Source organism: Okeania sp. SIO2F4, from assembly GCF_010672385.1.
Classification (GTDB): Bacteria; Cyanobacteriota; Cyanobacteriia; order Cyanobacteriales; family Microcoleaceae; genus Trichodesmium.
In genome coordinates, this window is record NZ_JAAHGT010000090.1 from 1 (window position 1) to 17,529 (window position 17,529).

At 33.7% G+C, this 17,529-nt stretch carries 8 protein-coding genes and 3 pseudogenes; 5 read left to right on the top strand and 6 right to left on the bottom strand.

Translation table 11 applies throughout. From position 1 onward, the window contains the following. The 3 genes and pseudogenes from F6K22_RS08530 to F6K22_RS41850 all read right to left on the bottom strand — a co-directional run. A pseudogene (locus F6K22_RS08530) lies at positions 1-238 on the bottom strand (zinc ribbon domain-containing protein); the annotation flags it as partial. 147 nt (positions 239-385) lie between these two features. After that, a pseudogene (locus F6K22_RS08535) lies at positions 386-596 on the bottom strand (transposase); the annotation flags it as partial. 12 nt (positions 597-608) lie between these two features. Next, positions 609-749 (bottom strand): helix-turn-helix domain-containing protein, encoded by a 141-nt coding sequence (locus F6K22_RS41850; RefSeq protein ID WP_363273126.1) that lies wholly within the window; start codon positions 747-749, stop codon positions 609-611. A 211-nt stretch (positions 750-960) separates the two neighbouring features. Here F6K22_RS41850 and F6K22_RS08540 point away from each other — a divergent pair, with 211 nt between their 5' ends. After that, on the top strand, positions 961-2,721 hold the full coding sequence (locus tag F6K22_RS08540; RefSeq protein ID WP_293095838.1) for an ABC transporter substrate-binding protein: 1,761 nt from the start codon (positions 961-963) through the stop codon (positions 2,719-2,721). Between the two features lie 1,004 nt (positions 2,722-3,725). Then, positions 3,726-7,451 (top strand): hypothetical protein, encoded by a 3,726-nt coding sequence (locus tag F6K22_RS08545; protein WP_293095841.1) that lies wholly within the window; start codon positions 3,726-3,728, stop codon positions 7,449-7,451. 808 nt (positions 7,452-8,259) lie between these two features. Here the strand turns inward: F6K22_RS08545 and hetR are convergent. Both hetR and F6K22_RS08555 read right to left on the bottom strand, forming a co-directional pair. After that, positions 8,260-9,165 (bottom strand): heterocyst differentiation master regulator HetR, encoded by a 906-nt coding sequence (hetR, locus tag F6K22_RS08550; protein ID WP_293095843.1) that lies wholly within the window; start codon positions 9,163-9,165, stop codon positions 8,260-8,262. Positions 9,166-10,158: 993 nt separating this feature from the next. Continuing rightward, entirely contained in the window at positions 10,159-10,407 is a 249-nt protein-coding gene (locus F6K22_RS08555) for a hypothetical protein (RefSeq protein ID WP_293095846.1), read from the bottom strand. Positions 10,408-10,781: 374 nt separating this feature from the next. Here F6K22_RS08555 and cysC point away from each other — a divergent pair. From cysC to F6K22_RS08570, 3 genes and pseudogenes are all read left to right on the top strand, one after another. After that, a pseudogene (cysC, locus tag F6K22_RS08560) lies at positions 10,782-11,327 on the top strand (adenylyl-sulfate kinase); the annotation flags it as partial. A gap of 23 nt (positions 11,328-11,350) precedes the next feature. Next, positions 11,351-13,006 carry a polysaccharide biosynthesis/export family protein gene (locus F6K22_RS08565; RefSeq protein ID WP_293095848.1) on the top strand — a complete coding sequence of 552 codons (1,656 nt, stop codon included), beginning with the start codon at positions 11,351-11,353 and terminating at the stop codon, positions 13,004-13,006. 1,613 nt (positions 13,007-14,619) lie between these two features. Further along, positions 14,620-17,037 (top strand): GumC family protein, encoded by a 2,418-nt coding sequence (locus F6K22_RS08570; protein ID WP_293095851.1) that lies wholly within the window; start codon positions 14,620-14,622, stop codon positions 17,035-17,037. 284 nt (positions 17,038-17,321) lie between these two features. Here the strand turns inward: F6K22_RS08570 and F6K22_RS08575 are convergent. Next, a partial coding sequence (locus tag F6K22_RS08575; protein WP_293095853.1) for a hypothetical protein occupies positions 17,322-17,529 on the bottom strand: 208 nt, incomplete at its 5' end.

A 17,529-nucleotide genomic window follows, 5' to 3' on the forward strand; every position in this document is an offset into this window, starting at 1 on the left:
CGGCTTTGTCCCGCGTCCCACAGGTCAAAATTCGTAGTCCCTCATCTGTGAGATTAATTGCAGCGTTAACATCTGTGTCGTGTTTGGTGTGACAGTTCTCGCAAGTCCATTGTCTGACATCAAGAGGCAAGCTTCCAACTTGATTTAAGCAAACATAACAAGTCTTAGAACTGGGGAAAAACCTATCTACTTCTTGATAAACTTTGCCTTCATTTTCTGCTTTATACTTAAGCATAGTCGTGACCCGGATTTCTCACAAAATAAGTTTGACTTATCAAAATCCTTATCTACTCAAAGTCATACAGAATAAGGTTTTCAATAGTGTTTTGTTTTTTTTATCTCTTTTAAGCAGGGTTAAATGCTTGCTATACAAGGTTTTTAGCGACTAGAATCGCAAAGTTTGTGAGAAATGCAGGATAAACATTACCCATCCAACTTGTCCTATCGCCTTAGCTAGACAATGATCAGCGCATCATTCCTTTTACGTTCAGATTTTCAGTTACTATGACTTGATTTTCGTCAACTATCCTACGCGATAGTTTGTGTAGAAAATCTTCACGACAGTTAGTTATCTTACGATGAACTTTAGCCACTTTATTTTTTATCAATTAATGAACAGTATTCTTATATGTTTCGTTCATCAAGTTCAGACAGTAATTCCATAGCCAACGGCAATTACCAAAGCTTTGCTCTAGCAACTCCTTTTGTTCTGTATTTGGATATAATCTGGCTTTGATAGCCCGCAACATATTAGAGTGAATTGAATTTCCTATAAAGTTATAGGAACACAATAGTGTATTGATTTATGGCTTATGGCTTATGGCTTAAATCAATTTGTCAATTTTCGGGGTATTGAACCCCTCAATTGACCCGCTTATCCCATACGACACTCACCTATCGGTAGAGTGCGAGGCAACAGGTGCGGAAGAGCTAAATCCTAAAATATACAATAAATATTCTATGTTTTCCCTAAATCACTTTCTCCAAAAATTAACTCATCAAAAAAATTGGCGTTTCATAGCAATAATATTAATAGTTGTCACCTTAGCGATCGCCTGCAACAACACCAAAACAACCACTACAACCTCAGAAATACCAACGACTCCTGAACCAGGAACCCTCGTTTGGGCTAGATATAGAGATTCCGACACCCTAGACCCCCACAAATCAACATCACCTTTATCTAGACAAATAATTTACCAAATCTACGACACACTTCTGGCCTTCGATGACCAAGGTAAAGTTCAACCAAATCTTGCCAAAGAATGGTCGGTTAACGACAATGGCAAAGAATATACCTTCAAACTTAACGAAAATGTCAAATGCCATGACGGCACAACCTTTGATGCTAATGCCGTGAAATTTACTATAGATAGAGCTATTAATCCTGAAACAGAAAATAAGACCAAAGAGAGTTGGGGGCCAATAGAAGTAGTAGAAGTCGTGGATGACCTGACAGTTAAGGTGAAAATGACTGAAGCTTTTAGCCCTTTTCCCCGTTTTCTAGCCGACCCTTACTCCAGCATGATTTGTCCGTCAGCCATAGAAACTTACAACAACAAATTTGGTGTAGATGGAGTAATAGGTACGGGTCCCTTTCAATTTCTGGAATGGACTCAAGGGGAACAACTTGTACTTGAAGCTAATCCAAACTACAAAAATTATGGGCGACCTATAGAAAATTCTGGTACTCCTTATATTAAGAAGTTAGTAATTAAAACTATGCCAGAAGTAGAATCTCGTTTAGCTGCGCTGAAATATCGTGAAATTCATTTAACTGAACCTCCAATAACGGAAGTTGCTAATCTCAAGGAAGACTCTAATTTAAAACTTTATACTGCTGAAAATACTGGGCAGATAGTATTTTTAGAATTTGTTACTTCTAGACCTCCTTTTGATGATAAAAAAGCAAGACAAGCAGTTGCTTATGGAATAGATGTGAAAAAAACGACAGAGGAAGTATTAGGAGATTTAGCTAAACCTTCGGAATGTGCGATCGCCGATGTTATGTTTCCTAATGATCAAAAACTTTGTTCGGAGTTTAGTATTAAACCAGACCAGGAAGAGGCAAAAACTCTACTAAGTGAACTTGGTTATAGTGAAGATAAACCATTAGAAGTAACTCTCCTAACTTGGAAGGGAGGAAACCGTGAAAAAATTCTCGAAAATTTTCAAACTCAATTAGAAGAAGTGGGTATAAAAGCTAATTTAGAAACAATAGATATTGGCAGTCTTAATGCCAGAATTAAACAAGAAAATAGCCAAGAAGAAGGTAATGGTGTTATTGATATGATGGGGTGGTCTTGGTACGACCCAGATTTTCTTTATACATTGTGGCATTCTCCTGGTTGGATGGGAGGTTATCACAGTGATGAACTTGATAATTTATTGGTAGAAATGCGAAGTACAACTAATTCAAAGGAACGGCAAGAAAAAGTTGTGGAAGTGCAGAAATATTTGTTGGATAATGCTGTGATGGTGCCACTTTATAGTCCTGGTTGGATGTGGAATTATGTTAGTAGTTCTGATGTAGAAGGTTTGAAAATAGGTGTTTTTAATATAGTTCAATTTAATGATGTAAAATTATCGACTGCTACGGAGAAAAAAGAAGCAGTTAAGTCTCCTGCAAGTTCTGAAAAAGAAGAAGTAGAGCAGCCAGTTAATTCAGAAGAAAATCTAGAAAATGAAGATTCTGTTTCTGAAAAAGAAGCTGTAGAGTAGGAAGTTAATTCGGAATAAAATCTAGATAAAAAATATTCTGTTGCTTCTCCAGAAAATGAATAAGAAGCAGAAGTTATTCTTTTGTTTGATGTAATAAATAATTATTGAGTTCTCAAATATATCAAGCCTAATTTTTATCAGTCTCGTAATCTTTAATTTGGTTACAGGGTTTTATATACCAATTTAATAAACAGACTTTTTGGCAAATTAGTATGATTGATATATAGGGTTTCTCAAGTTACTAAAGTAGAGTTGTTTTTATTTTTTTCTATTTCCACCAAATACGAATTAATATTACCTCCAACCTCCGACATAAAATAAAGCAAGTATAAATTTCTCCTTCACTTGATGTCAATAAATAATTATTGAGTTATCAAATATCCTCAAATCTATCAAATATAATTTTTATCAGTCTCGTAATCTTTAATCTGGTTACGAGACTTTATTTATGAGTTAAAGAAACAGAGTTTTTGGGAAATTAGTATAATTGATAAATATATAGGGTTTCTCAAATTACTAAAGTAGAGTTGTTTTTCTTCTTTTTTATTTCCACCAAATACAAATTATACCATTTATCATGCATTCTTGCTACATCTCCTTGATGGTAGGGACGTTCCATGCAACGTCCGTACAGAGTAGGGAGTATGGAGTAGGGTTAAAAGACATAAGATATTTTGATTTAATGCTGATAATCTTTACAGACATTACTGAAGCAGTATTATTACTTAATAACTGAAGTTTTATCATAAGTATAGTATGATTTTTGGGAATTGGTATTACTATTACCTCCGACCTACTCCCTAAAACAAATAAATTTTGTAATTTACCAGTATGATAATTGCTATATAGAGTATTTTCGGCGTTGCTGATGCATGGGTATGATTTGTATTTTTTGGAAGTTGCTAAACTATTGAATAACAAATATTTGAAATTATTCAGTTTTGATTTTCATACCTTGATTCAGCAACGGCTATTTTCCCAAGATAAAAAAATAATCAACTAACATGAACTCACATTCTTTAAATCAACTTGTCAAGACTTTATCCAAATATGATTCTGCCGATCTATTATCAACTATTGCTGGATTACAGCTAATGCCAGAAAATGCTAATCGTTCTGTTCGTCTTGAAGCTTTAGCTCATGCAGTTGCTTCTATTAAAAATAAAGGTTTTGGTTCAAAAAATTGTATTAATCTTAAAGAACTTGAAAAAATTTGCAACTCTGATTCATCTACTTTAGCTTTGTTTTATTCATCAGAAGACTCATTTAATAATCCATTTACTGAAGCTTTTTCTTTTTATGGTGGCTCATATATTGTATTTCCTGGAATTGCCGAAGAGCAAACATTTATTTTAATAAATTTAGTCATAGCAATATTTTTTGAGGGTAAAAATTTTTTCAATGAGCAATTTAAACAGAAAGCTTATGAATTTATATTAGCAATTTTACTTTTGAGTAATGAGATAGCTAGATGTGCTGAATTAGAAAGAGGAGTAGAACCAATAGATACAAGTAGTGATGTAATTTTCCCAACTTCTCAATACATGAATCAATTGAAAAAATCTGTATCTTTTACTAAGTCAGAGTTAACTAACTTACTAACTGAAAATGGTATTACTTTTGAGGCAATAGAAAATTTAATATTAGAGCTTGGTAATGTTTCAATTAACAATTACAACATTGATAATGGTGAGTTGTTAGCCAAGCCTATTGTTCAAGTTTCTGGAAAATTTATTGTTGCCATTCCAGGAATATTGTTAACAGCTACTAGGAATGAATTGATTCGTCTTGCTATTGAGCATGGTGTCAAAAATGAGTTAGCAAAATTTTATAGCAATGTAGTCTGGGATAACATCAAAGATTCACTGGGTTATATCAATAATTATCCAACTAAAATATCAACTCCCGATATTTCTGACATTCCATTTTTTCAAGATGCTTTCTTTCAATTTGATATAGATAAATTAGCTTATGTAAGTTTAGTTACTGACTCATTAGATAGTTATGACTCTAAACAACCTTTAGCATATTGCAATCTCGACCATATAGGAAAACAATTAGAAGCACGCACTAAAGAAATACATGAGTATGTTTTTACTAATTTATCAGGTATTAATGAAGTTTTATTTTTATCAATATTTCAAGGTGTAGGACGTCAGACAGTAGTTTCTTTTAACCAGCCCAAAATAGAGTCATTATTACTCATTTGTTTGTCAGCAGCAGACTTAGAAACCATAACATTATTAGAAGGTGGTAAACCACTTTTACTTTGGAAATACGCTATATCAATTTCGCGACTTAAACAGCAGGCAAATTTTGTTTCATTCAGCGAGCTAAATAATTTCTTTCTTTATAGAAAAAATGATTACAGTTATTATATTTGTGACGATAAAAAGTTTGACATGATCTTACCTCCTCTGGATGGAGTTAGAGAATTACGTCAGGAAGTTATACATCAACGAGACTATCATGCAGTACCTTCATATATACCCAATTATTCCACCGAAGTAACTTTATTATACAGTACACGAGAAGTTCCAATTTATACTCCTAAAAGTTTTCTAAGTAAAATACCTCAACCAGTAGCTTATCTTCTAGAAGCATTACCTTTATTTGTTTGGATTATTCATAAAAATCAAGAAGAAATTAATATTTTATACAATGCTTTTGCTGTTGCCATTGCATATTGGTTATGGCAATTTTATCCATCACTTAATCCAATTATCCAATCCCTTGTTCTTAAATATAGTGTGATTATTATTCAGCTATCTTTACCATCTAACAAAACATGGTTTGAACCAAATAAACGACAAAATTTTTCAGAAGAAATAACGCCAATAAATATTGAAGTTGATACCAACTCAGGAACTATAAATGTAACGATATTACCAGAAGCATCCAGAAATTTTTTACAAGCTGATAATAGTGCCGAAAGAGAAATGATGAAATATATTTTGACAGGTTTTCGAGAATTACGACCAGAACAAGAACAGGAAAATTTATCTGATGAAATAATCTCTAAAATCATTGAAATTCATGCTCCCCTTGGTCTCAAAAAACAAATTATTTATTTGGATAGTTCGATTAATCCCGAACTCGATCCACAGAAACTGCCCGCATATCAAACAGTACAAAAAGTAGATATAAATGAACTTTTGGATGACCTTGGTTATTATCTAACTTCAGTCAAGAAATATCCACAAGGAAAAATTCCTGAAAACGGACGAACAAAATTTTTGAATGATAAAGTTGTTGGTTTCTTTTATAGCGAATTAAAAAAATTAGTTGCTTCATTAAATCCTGAAAATATTCTAGAGTATTTAATTAGTTACCATGAAGCAATAGTACGTCAAGTAAACGAGCACCGCTTAACTATACCAACTCGGTTAGCTTGTTTCAGTTCAATTCCTGAGAGGTATAAAAATATTCAAAAGGAAATGTTAGAAAATAATCAAGCTGCATTAGCAAGTCGATTTATAATTGAATATGTAGTAGCTCAACCTCCTACTGGTATAAGACCTTTTAGTATGAGTATTTACCATCGCTTACAAGCTCTTGCCTATCAAATTATTAACTTTGGATTTAAAAGTGATTTAATTAATTTTTCATTAGCTGATTTTCAACTTTCTATCTTAGCTTCTGGCAGATTAGGAACAGATACAAAAGAATATGAAAAAGCAAGAGAGACTCATCTATCAATTTTTATGAGTGGTGAAACAACTCGAATAACAGAAGCATTTGATAGATATTGGAAAACTCCACAGATACCCACTGAGGTACTAGAATTTAAGAAAAAAATAGACGCAGCAGCTTCAATTGAATTTGGTTATTCAATAACAGAAATATGCGAACTACTTGGAGAAGCTATTAATATTGGAAAAAAAATTCACCCCACTGTTATTTGTCTCCCTTTAGAAAATTTTATTACTCGTTTAGCGACACAATTAAATTGGAATGAAGAGAAAGTTACTAAGGCAATTCAACTACTATCTCTTGATCAGCGTTCTGACTTTCTTAAACCCGATAAACCTTTTCAGGGAAGAGATATTTACCCTTGGAAATTTAATCGTTTATTGTCGTATTTACGTCGTCCTTTTTTGCTGCGTCAAAAAAATAATAAAGTAGAGATTATTTGGGGAATTCGTCATTTATATGAAGTAAAAAAATACCTCATTCAACTTTGTTTGACTGGAAAACTTCAAGCAAAAAGTAAAGATATGAAGGAAGTAATCAGTAAGATAACAAACCAAGCAGGAGAAGACTTCAACAATAAAATAGCTGATTGGTTTCAACAAGATTCAACACTAATAGTACGTCGAAAAGTTGAAAAAATTGGTAAAATTAAGATTCAGGAAGAAAAAGGAAAATCGTTAGGTGATATAGACGTCTTAGTAGCTGACCCTAAAAATTTATGTATTAAAATAGTTGAGTGTAAAAATTTTTCAATGGCTCGCGCTCCACACCAAATGAAAAATGAGTTAGACAATTTATTTATAGGAAAAAGCAAAGGTAAGGAAAAATCTGTTATTGAACATCATCAAGAAAGAGTTAAATGGGTTAATAATCATCTACAAAAAGTATTAACCTGGCTTAGTTTAGACCCCAATCTAAATTGGAAAATTGAACCAATTATAGTAACAGATGAGGAGTTATCTACTCCACACTTAAAGTCTTCACCAATTCCTGTAATTTCATGGATAGAACTATGTAAAAAACGAGAATTCAATTAATAAAGATATCGCAGAATAACTCAAAATTCTAAATCTAGAAACCTGTTCAATCTAAAATATAGAAGATGCCACAATATAATAAATTAGTTTCATAATTCAAATGTTTTTATCCCTATCAATAGAATAAATTACAGATGCACCCTACCCCGTTCAGTTAGATAGTTAATTATTTGAGATTCAATTATTATGTTCAAGTTAGCTTGAGTCAAAACTATCCCTATTAAAATGCAGGTCTAATAAAATTGTGGTCAGAGAATATTTACCGAATAATTAATAATTAATAATAATTAATTATTAATTCAGGTTAAAAGCCTGCCCTTGAAAGGGGAAAAAATTTTTTTTCCTTTCAGTCAATCCTATCCCTATTTAGGGAGAGGTAATTATTAATTTGTTAATTGCTGAAAACCCTATATCTCCTGTGAAGCAACTTTAGCAAAATACAAGACTTTTGAAGGGATAAAATTTTTCTCTGGTTATAATAAATAGACCCGGCTATTAAAATGGGAGTAGTAGTAAAATTTTTTTTAATTAGACAGAGATTAAATCAAACTTATAGATGTTAATTTTGAATATATTTAGAAGTTTTAAAATTTATAAGTAGTCGTGCAAAATAAATTTCCTAACTTAGGAAGGTACTCATGCAAGAAGTAAAAGGCAAGAGAGGATTGGTAGTATGTGTAATTAATTTTGCATAGTTATTTATCAAACAAAATTAGCAAAAAACCTGATAGTTAAATTCTAATCATTATAAACCAGGAGTTAGAAGTTATTCTAGCTCCTAAGCTATCAAAGCTAGCAAGTCATTAGACTAATCATCCTTAGGGCCAAAAACCATCTGCACCACCATTTGTTTTCCACCTTGTTCATGATATCTATCAGCCCAATGTCTAATTATTTCATCTAACTCTTCTTTAGCCTGTTCAAAGTGATCCGGAGAAATATCAAACTCCTCCAAAATACGCATTACCTTGTTACTATAATTCTTTTCCGCCCAGTCCTTCATCAGGCGGAAATAGCGAGCTGTCTCCTCGACCATTATATAAGTCCGTTCTTCTTGATCCTCTGGGGAATAAGAAGAACGAGTTAGAGCATAAAAAGGCATTCCCCAAGGAGAATCTATCTTAGTTACCGTACCAGAATAAATCAAACGACGCTTAATATGTTCTGCCAAAGCTTCACTCAGAGGCATCCGGCGTTCAGGTGGTAAATCTTCCTGAGAACGCCTGTGCAAGAACTCAATTAATTCCATAAACTGAAAAGAATTAATCAATCTAGCATCAGGCATATTCAAAGGAAGTTTAGTTTCGATATATCGCCTCTCCTCTGTAGTAAGATTAGTACCAGGAAGGCGAGGACGACCAGGACTCCAAGGATATTGTTCTAACCATACATAGGGAAACTGAATCAAGTACCGAGGTTCTTGAGAACCCAACATTTTCAGCAATTTGCCCTTTGTTAGTGCTTCTTCTACTTCCTGCACAATCACTTTAACCCGTTTAGGTTCGATGTGATGCAGATGTCCGGTCATGCGGAGATTTTGACCTTGTTCAATATAGGTCATATAAATCGCACACTTAGCTGCAGTTGCGGCTGCATCTAAAAAAGCCCCATGACGATGCCCACTCGTCCTCATGGCACTAAATGCTAGATATAACATAATCTGATCCATAGCGCTGGGGCTAAGGCTATTAATCAGATCGGTATCGCTTTTCATTATAATCCCCAAAATAACAAAAGTAAGGAGGTATTATATCGTCCTCCGTTAACAATTAAAAATATGCTGGCTATGATAATATTTCAATGCCAGGAAGTCAGTCAGCCATAACTGTTACACTAACCAAGAGCACGAATTACGCAAAATTTTGTGTTATAAGCTAGCTGCGGTGTAAAGTTAATTGTTAATTATAACACACCCTACAGTTAGACTTGATGCACAAGTTCTAAATATATCTATCTTTTTGAGATTTTTTCGCGTTTGGTGTGAGAATAGTAACACGAATTAACCGTGCGAATAGTTTGTTATTCTAGTAGATTTTTGCACCCTGTGTACTGTTTACTGACACATATGCTTAATAATAGCATAACATACTAAATTAATAATTTGACATAGTTTCTTGCCTGTTAGCTCCAGAGTTAAAGTTAGGGAAACTACTCTGAAAAGAGGCAAGAAGTAGGCAAGAAGATTATCCTGCCATGCAAGATTTCTGGTCCATAGAGCTTACTTAAATTAAATACCTTGCCATCTCCTCTTCCAGCGATAGTTATTTCCCCAGGCATTTGCTTCCCAGATCAAACGGGTAACCTGTAGACCTATACCCCAGAGTAAAGTTTAAGCAAGGACAAACTTTATAAGTTCAAAATTATCAGTCAAATAACTACTACCACTCAGTGGAAGTAATACATTCAAAATTGAAAAATCAAAAGTATTAATTAGTAAAGCTTTGAAGATTTTGTAACTGAGGGGTTATTTTCACCACCCTGCACTAGGTTTTTTAGAGCAGTGGGATACCTTTCCCCTTCTTTAAATACTTAATGAAGATAAGTCGTCCATTGAAGAGCAAGGGTTTAAACCAAAATTCTAGGTAATTTTTCAGATCATATATGTTCTATAGATGGAACTATAGAACCAACATTCTCAATCTAAAAGCTCAAACAACTTTGACAAAAGTCCAACTTCCTCCTGAAACTTAAAAAGTAGGAAACAGCTTTAACGTCCACTACCGCGATGAGGACAAATTTCCTGATTATCTAGCCCAAAATTACAGATTGTGCTGACAAAGTTTCGTCTGTTTCTTGGCATAGGGGGATTAGTAGGCCCTTTGTGACGGTTTTGAGCAGAGCTTCTGAAAAATGTTGCAGATAATTCAAGTTCATTTCCAGTCATTAGAGCTTCACTACTAGAAGCATTAGCAAGTAATAATAAAAACGAGAAAACGATCGCTGTATAACTGTGCATAGTTCATATCCATGTAAGAGTATCTATTCTCTGATACGGATATTGAGGATAAAATCAGGATACTTAACAAATAATTTGTTAGTTCAATATTTAGTTCAATATATAGAAAAGGGTGTGACGGATAAATATATTAAAGTGGGTTTACTCCCAAAGTAGATGTAAAGCTAAGACTTAAATCAACAAATCAGATTCTCAAATTAAAAAGCCAAATTCAAACAATATTTGTGATTATTGTCCGGTGTTTTAAGCATCACAAGTAAACAGAAGTATTCAGAGATTACTGGCCTAATCTCACCGCTCCCTGCCGAAAAATTTACTTACAAAAGATTCTACTAATTCACTAATTGAAGTAGAATAAATATTTAGTAAAAACTGACAAAAATCAAGTAAAAATGGAAAAAGGATTCATTCTCTGGTTTACAGGGTTAAGTGGTGCTGGTAAAACAACTATCAGTAGGGTTGTGGCAGAAAAATTAAAACAAAGAGGTCGGAAAGTAGAAATATTAGATGGAGATATAGTCAGAGAAAACTTATCAAAAGGGTTGACTTTTAGTAAAGAAGACCGAAATATAAATGTCCGGCGAATTGGATTTGTAGCTCATCTCCTAAGTAGGAATGGAGTAGTAGCAATTACTGCAGCAATTAGTCCTTACAAAGCAATACGAAATGAAATTAGAGAAATGGATGAAAATTTTGTAGAAGTTTATATAAATGCACCTTTAGAAGTATGTGAGGAACGTGACGTTAAAGGTTTATATGCTAAAGCTAGGGCTGGAGAAATTAAACAGTTTACTGGTATTGATGACCCTTACGAACCACCAGAAAATCCAGAAATTACTTGCTACACAGATAAAGAAACATTAGAAGAAAGCGTAGCTCATATCATTAGTAGTCTAGAAAAATTAGGTCATTTGGCTTGAAAAAAATAGGGAGGGAATGAGCAATGAAGCAGCAAGAATCAAAAAATCAAGAAGATGTAATTAGCAAAATATTATCTTTATCCAAAATTTTAAGTTATGGAACAATAGTTATATTATGCAGTTGCTGGGGAGTGTCATATTCTGTACAAGCTCAACCCCTCTCTCAGAAAGACCAAACAACACCAGAAACCTCAACCCTACCAAAACTAACAGAACCTTTGCCTAAAGGTATAGATGCACAACCGCCTCTGCTAGCTTCACCCCCAGAACCAATATTGATTCCTGAACCAGAAACACCCTTACCAGACTCGAAAGGATATACACTTGGCCCTGGCGATCGTGTTCAAATAGATATCTTTAACGTACCAGAATATAGTGGAAAAAATGGCCAACATCAAATACAAATTGATGGGACTCTCAATCTTCCACTAATAGGTAATGTCTCTGTTCAGGGAATTACCTTAGATAAAGCCAAAGAATTAATTCAAGAAAAATACGGCGAATATCTACAAATACCTATAGTTAACCTCAATCTATTAGCAGCACGTCCATTAAAAATAGCGATCGCCGGAGAAGTTCAACATCCTGGTTCCTATACAATTTCGCCGATAGTTAGTCAAGGGGGTAATAGTAAAAGTGGGACTCAACTACCTACAGTTACTAAAGCATTACAGGTAGCGGGTGGAGTTACAACTTCAGCAGATATAAGACAAATTAAAATTCGTCGCCTTCAACTCAACGCCCCAGAAGAAGTAATCAACATCAACTTATGGGAACTTTTGGAAAGTGGCAACTTAGTCCAAGATATTTCTTTGCGGGATGGGGATACCTTATTTGTGCCTAGTATTACAGAAATTAATCCAGTAGAGTCAAATCAAGTAGCAAGTGCCAATTTTGCTGGTACTAATACTCAACCTCTCAATATTGCAGTTGTTGGAGAAGTTGCACGACCTGGTCCATATATACTAGAAACAGATATTGACCAAAGTCAAGTTTTGCCTACAGAAGAAAATCTAGATTCCAGTGAAGCAGATAGTAATATTTCACTCTCTCAGAATACTACGTTGCATACTGTCACTAAAGCAATTAAAATGGCAGGGGGTATTACTTCAGCAGCAGATATTCGACAAATCAGGGTGCGCCGACTAACTCGCGCTGGTACGGAGCAAATTATTAAAGTAGACCTTTGGCAACTGCTACAAAGTGGTGATTTAAGCCAGGATATAGTTTTACAATCAGGAGATACAATTTATGTGCCAGTAGCGGATGAGGTTAATTTAGATGAATTAGCCGAAGTTACTGCGTCAAGTTTTTCTCCAGGTAATCTCAAAATTAATGTTATTGGGGAAGTAATTAAACCTGGAACAATTTTTGTAACTCCTAATAGTACACTTAATCAAGCTTTGTTAGCAGCAGGAGGTTTTAATCCAGCAAGAGCAGAAACAGAAGAAATAGAACTTATTCGCCTCAACCCTAATGGTACAGTTACTCGGCGAAAAGTACAGGTAGATTTTTCGGCAAAAGTTAATGAAGAAACTAATCCAACTTTGCTAAATAATGATGTAATTGTAGTGGGTCGCTCTGGTAGGGCAACCTTTACTGATAATGTAGGAGGTGTTTTAGCTCCTTTCAGTCCAATTAATAGAATTTTAGGGATATTTTTTGATATTTTTGATTAATTTAGTAGCTGGAAAAATTGGTCAAATTATTGCTCAAAATTTATATCAGGGAAAGAAAAAATTTACTGAAGGTTGCTTTGCTGTATCTGCTAATGAAAAAGATAATTGATTTTTCTTCGGTCTTATTTATGAGAATTACAGCAGTTTTGGGGTCGATCGGGTCAAAAGTTTTAGGACTTTAGATAATAGGGAATAGGGAGGATAAATTGTTATTAAACTGTAGCTGATAATCCTCAAAAGTGCTTGAGAAGATATCTGTAAAATAAGTCTAATAGAAACTCAAATATCTAGTATTCGGATTTGTTACGGCGACCAGGAAAATATTATTTGATTTTGTGAGATTATTCCCACCTAACTCACCCTACATCAAGGCTTAATTTTTTATTTTATAGATACCCTCTTAAGGTTATTGATGAAAATAAGTAGGTAGGCAAAATTATTTGTTTATTTACTACTAAAGTATATTTTATATTATCAGCTAAGTTTTTCATTCTTCCCTGGCTCTACTATAGTTATTCCAGTTAATATTGAGACAAGGTTTTCTGGCCTTGAAAGAGTTTCAGTTAAAAAAGTGCTCCAGTCTTATTCAGAATGACTATATGAGTTAAATTAATTTTCAACAGGTAGTTATGTCAATTTGATAAATACTTACTATAAATTGGTAGAAGTCAGGATTTAGAAGAGGTGGTATCATATAATTGCTGTTTATTTATCGATTTATTAGAGAGTTAATGCACAAGTAAAATTAAGACAGCGTATTAGCTTAATATTCGGTATGTTCGGTGAGTTACGGCTTCCGGTTAAGAGTTTGCTTCGCGACTCATAAGTATTGCCACCTCACCCACCCTACGCCTAGATTTAATATTCCTTTGACAAACAGTCTCTTATCTATTTTTTGTCTACAAAAAGATAAGGAATAGGGAAAAATGTGCCCTCCCTCTTAAATTTTTCCTTATTGCCAAACCTGGGTATCTCCTACTTATGTTAGTTCCCAAATCGACCTATCCTCTACCTAACTAAAAAAAGTTAATATAGCAAATTTTTTGAAACAGGTATTCTTGGGAAGATTAAAAGTAAAAATATGGGAAATAGGGAATAAGGAATAGGGAAAAATATCCTCTCCCTCTTGAATTTATCCCTATTGCCAAACCGACTTATCTCCCACTTATGTTCGTTCCCAAATCAACCAATCTTTTACCTACTAAAAAGGTTAATATAGTAAATTTTTTGAAATAGGTATTATTGACAAGATTATTTATTCTAATTGTTATTATATAGAAATGGCAAGTCTAGTTAGGATATTATCAAATTATCTTACCTGAATCATAGCAATAACGTAAACATTTAGCTATTAGCAGTCAGCTCTCAGCTTTTTAACCAGAGAATTGAAGCACAAGAACAAGAACAACGAACTTCAGTTGTAAACCCATACAATTAAATTTAGATATTGTTCGATAGACTGCTAAGGTTAAATGATAGATTTTCAAAGTAATTTTTAATTCTTGGAAATCTATCAATTGCTTTTTTATCCTTTAAAGATAATAAAGCTGATAGCTGACCGCTGAATGTTTAGGCAATAACTTTATTTTTGACTTTTAACTTTGACTTTAACTATGAATATGGAACCGGAAAAAACTTCTCAGTTATCTTTATATAATAATCGCGATAAACTGCTAGACTCCAAGAGAAATTTTCCCCAGAATCAATATATATATGAGGCTGAGTTTCACAAATTTGAACAAAAACCATCTCAAAAAGAAAATAAGATTTGGAAATTAGTATGTCATCGTTTTTTCTTGATTTTTAGTGTGACAACTGCTACGACAACTGGAGCATATTTCTGGAGTTTAAATCAGATTCCTATATATCAGGGAAAGTTTCAAATATTAGTTGAACGAGTTATGGTGAAAAATTCAGCTAATAATACCTCGCCCTTAAGGGCGGGGTTTAAGTTAGGTACAGATGAAAAAATATTAGGTACAAATTCTGGAGAAGATTGGGAAAAACAGGCAGCAAAAATTATTTATGGTATGGATGAGGAAATAATTGCTTCAGCTGCCAATAAAAATCAAGAAGATAACAATTATATCTTAGATTATGAGTCGCAAATTCAATTGCTAAAAAGTCCGCAAATTATGCAGCCAATAATTGCGGAAATTAAAAAAGACTATCCAGAAGTTAATTATAATTTATTGTTTGAGAAACCAAGAGGTCAATTTTTCCCCAACCAAAAATTGAAGGTTGAAAGATTAGGTGATACAAAAATTATAGAAGTTAGCTATAAAGATTCAGACAAAAATAAGATCGATTTTGTATTAGATAAACTCGCAACAGCTTATACTAAATATGGTCGTGAAGATAATCAAAGTAAAACTGGTGAAGGGTTAAAATTTGTTGAGGAACAAATTCCTAAATATCAGCAAAAAATTAAAAAACTGCGACAGGAATTACAGCAGCTACAACAAGAGTATCTCTTTATTAATCCAGAAGTTAAAAGTCAAGAAATAGCAGCAGAAAGGAATCAAATTCAATCTCAAAAACTAGAGAATAAAATATTGCTTGACCAACAGCGATCGCTCTATACTATGTTGGAAAGTCAGTTGGGTATTAATCCAGAAGAAGCGTTGATGGCTTCAGCTTTAAGTCAAGCTCCAAGATATCAATCATTATTAAATCAATTACAAAAGGTAGAAACAACGATTGCTCTAGAATCAGCTCGCTTTAAAGATAAAGCACCTCAAATGCAGGCTTTATATAAGCAGCGAGAAAAATTACTGCCTTTATTAAATCAAGAGGCAGAAAAAGTTATTGGCAGAGATATAGAAGAAGTAAGTAAAAAGGCTTTAGCTTTTCAAGACTCTGTTCGCCTAGAATTAATTCACAAAATGATATTAGCTGCAAATCAAATAGAAGTGATGGAAGTTAGAGGTAAAGTATTGGATGAAGCTGAAGCTAAATTAAATGAATATGCTGAAAAAATGCCAGAAGTAGTAAAGCGTTACACGGAAATTCAGCAACAACTAGAAATATCAAATAAAACGATTAAAGACCTGTTAGAAAAACAACAGATATTACAAATAGAAGTAGCTGAAACAAAATTACCTTGGGAATTAATTGCACCACCAGAATTACTAAAAACTCAAAACGGTGAGTTAGTAATAATCTCTCCAAATATGTTATTAAATCTTGCCGTGGGAGGATTAACAGGATTAGTATTTGGAATATTATTGGCTCAGTTGGGAGAGAAATTTAAGCAAGATGTTTTTGAGACACCAAAAGAAGTTAAAAAATCTATTGGTTTGCCTTTGTTAGGAGTAATTCCTATACATGAACAAAGAATGTGGATGAATGACGAATTGAAAGAAAATAAAAGTTCATCCTTAGTTTTATATCCCTCAGCTTTTCAAGAAGCTTTCCGTACTTTAAATGCTAATATTCGTCTATTAAATATCGAAAATCCGATTAATTCTTTTGTAATTAGTTCTGCTTTACCAGGGGATGGTAAATCTACAGTAGCAAGTCATTTAGCTCGCGCTGCTGCTGCTATGGGTCAACGAGTATTATTAATAGATGCCGATCTGCGTTGTCCACAAATTCATAATATGATGGGATTGTCAAATCAGCAGGGCTTAAGTAATGTAATTATTGATGGTATATCCATAGAAACTGTAATTCAGCGATCGCCTGTAGATGAAAATCTGTTTGTCTTAACTTCTGGACCTATTCCCCCAGACCCAACGAAAATTTTGTCCTCAAGGCAAATGCAGCAGTTGATTCAAGATGCAGCTAGTAATTTTGATTTAGTGATTTGTGATACTCCTCCATTATTGGGAAGAGCTGATGCTAATTTGTTGACCACTTGTACTAATGGATTATTGTTAGTAGTCGGGTTGGGCAAAACCGAGCGAGAAGCTTTAAGTTTAGCTCTGGATGATTTGAGTATGGCAGGTATACCGATGTTGGGAATTGTTGGTAATGGCGATCGGGTGGATTCTTATTATCAGAGATATTATGACTATGAGTATGTTTAGCGACATTATTTAAGAAATTAAGCAATTTTCACTAACTATCTAAATAGGGTTTGCTGAATAAAATCTTTTGCTAAGGGTAGGAGTCAGGAGTCAGGAGGACCGAGTCAGGAGAAATGGGAATTATAGAGGGGTTAGTCGGAAAAATTGTCAGAGTGATTTTTCTGCCATAATCATCCCCAAATACTAGCATGCATGAGCTTTTCGGTCTGAAAAGCTGGCACTTTTTAATGGCCTAAAAATGCTTTTGCCTTTATCAGTTAATACAAAGTTAAAAATATAGTTACTCAAAACCATTTGGATACAGACTCTAATATTGAAGGTATTCTTAATGACAGAGAAGGAGATAATCCTGCTATAAGATCGTATGTAAAACTAGAGTTTTTTAGAGAAATATCATCACGTTTGGAAACAGCATCCTTCTTAGTAATCCCTGGTATTTGTGCTGGTTTAACAGAACAAGTAAAATTCGCAAAATCATTACGCAAATCTACC

Bases quoted from the DNA above. Each gene is read 5' to 3' on its own strand.
- F6K22_RS08570 (WP_293095851.1), top strand. From the start codon at position 14,620: ATGAATATGGAACCGGAAAAAACTTCTCAGTTATCTTTATATAATAAT.
- F6K22_RS41850 (WP_363273126.1), bottom strand. From the start codon at position 749: ATGTTGCGGGCTATCAAAGCCAGATTATATCCAAATACAGAACAAAAG.
- hetR (WP_293095843.1), bottom strand. From the start codon at position 9,165: ATGAAAAGCGATACCGATCTGATTAATAGCCTTAGCCCCAGCGCTATG.
- F6K22_RS08545 (WP_293095841.1), top strand. From the start codon at position 3,726: ATGAACTCACATTCTTTAAATCAACTTGTCAAGACTTTATCCAAATAT.
- F6K22_RS08555 (WP_293095846.1), bottom strand. From the start codon at position 10,407: ATGCACAGTTATACAGCGATCGTTTTCTCGTTTTTATTATTACTTGCT.
- F6K22_RS08565 (WP_293095848.1), top strand. From the start codon at position 11,351: ATGAAGCAGCAAGAATCAAAAAATCAAGAAGATGTAATTAGCAAAATA.
- F6K22_RS08540 (WP_293095838.1), top strand. From the start codon at position 961: ATGTTTTCCCTAAATCACTTTCTCCAAAAATTAACTCATCAAAAAAAT.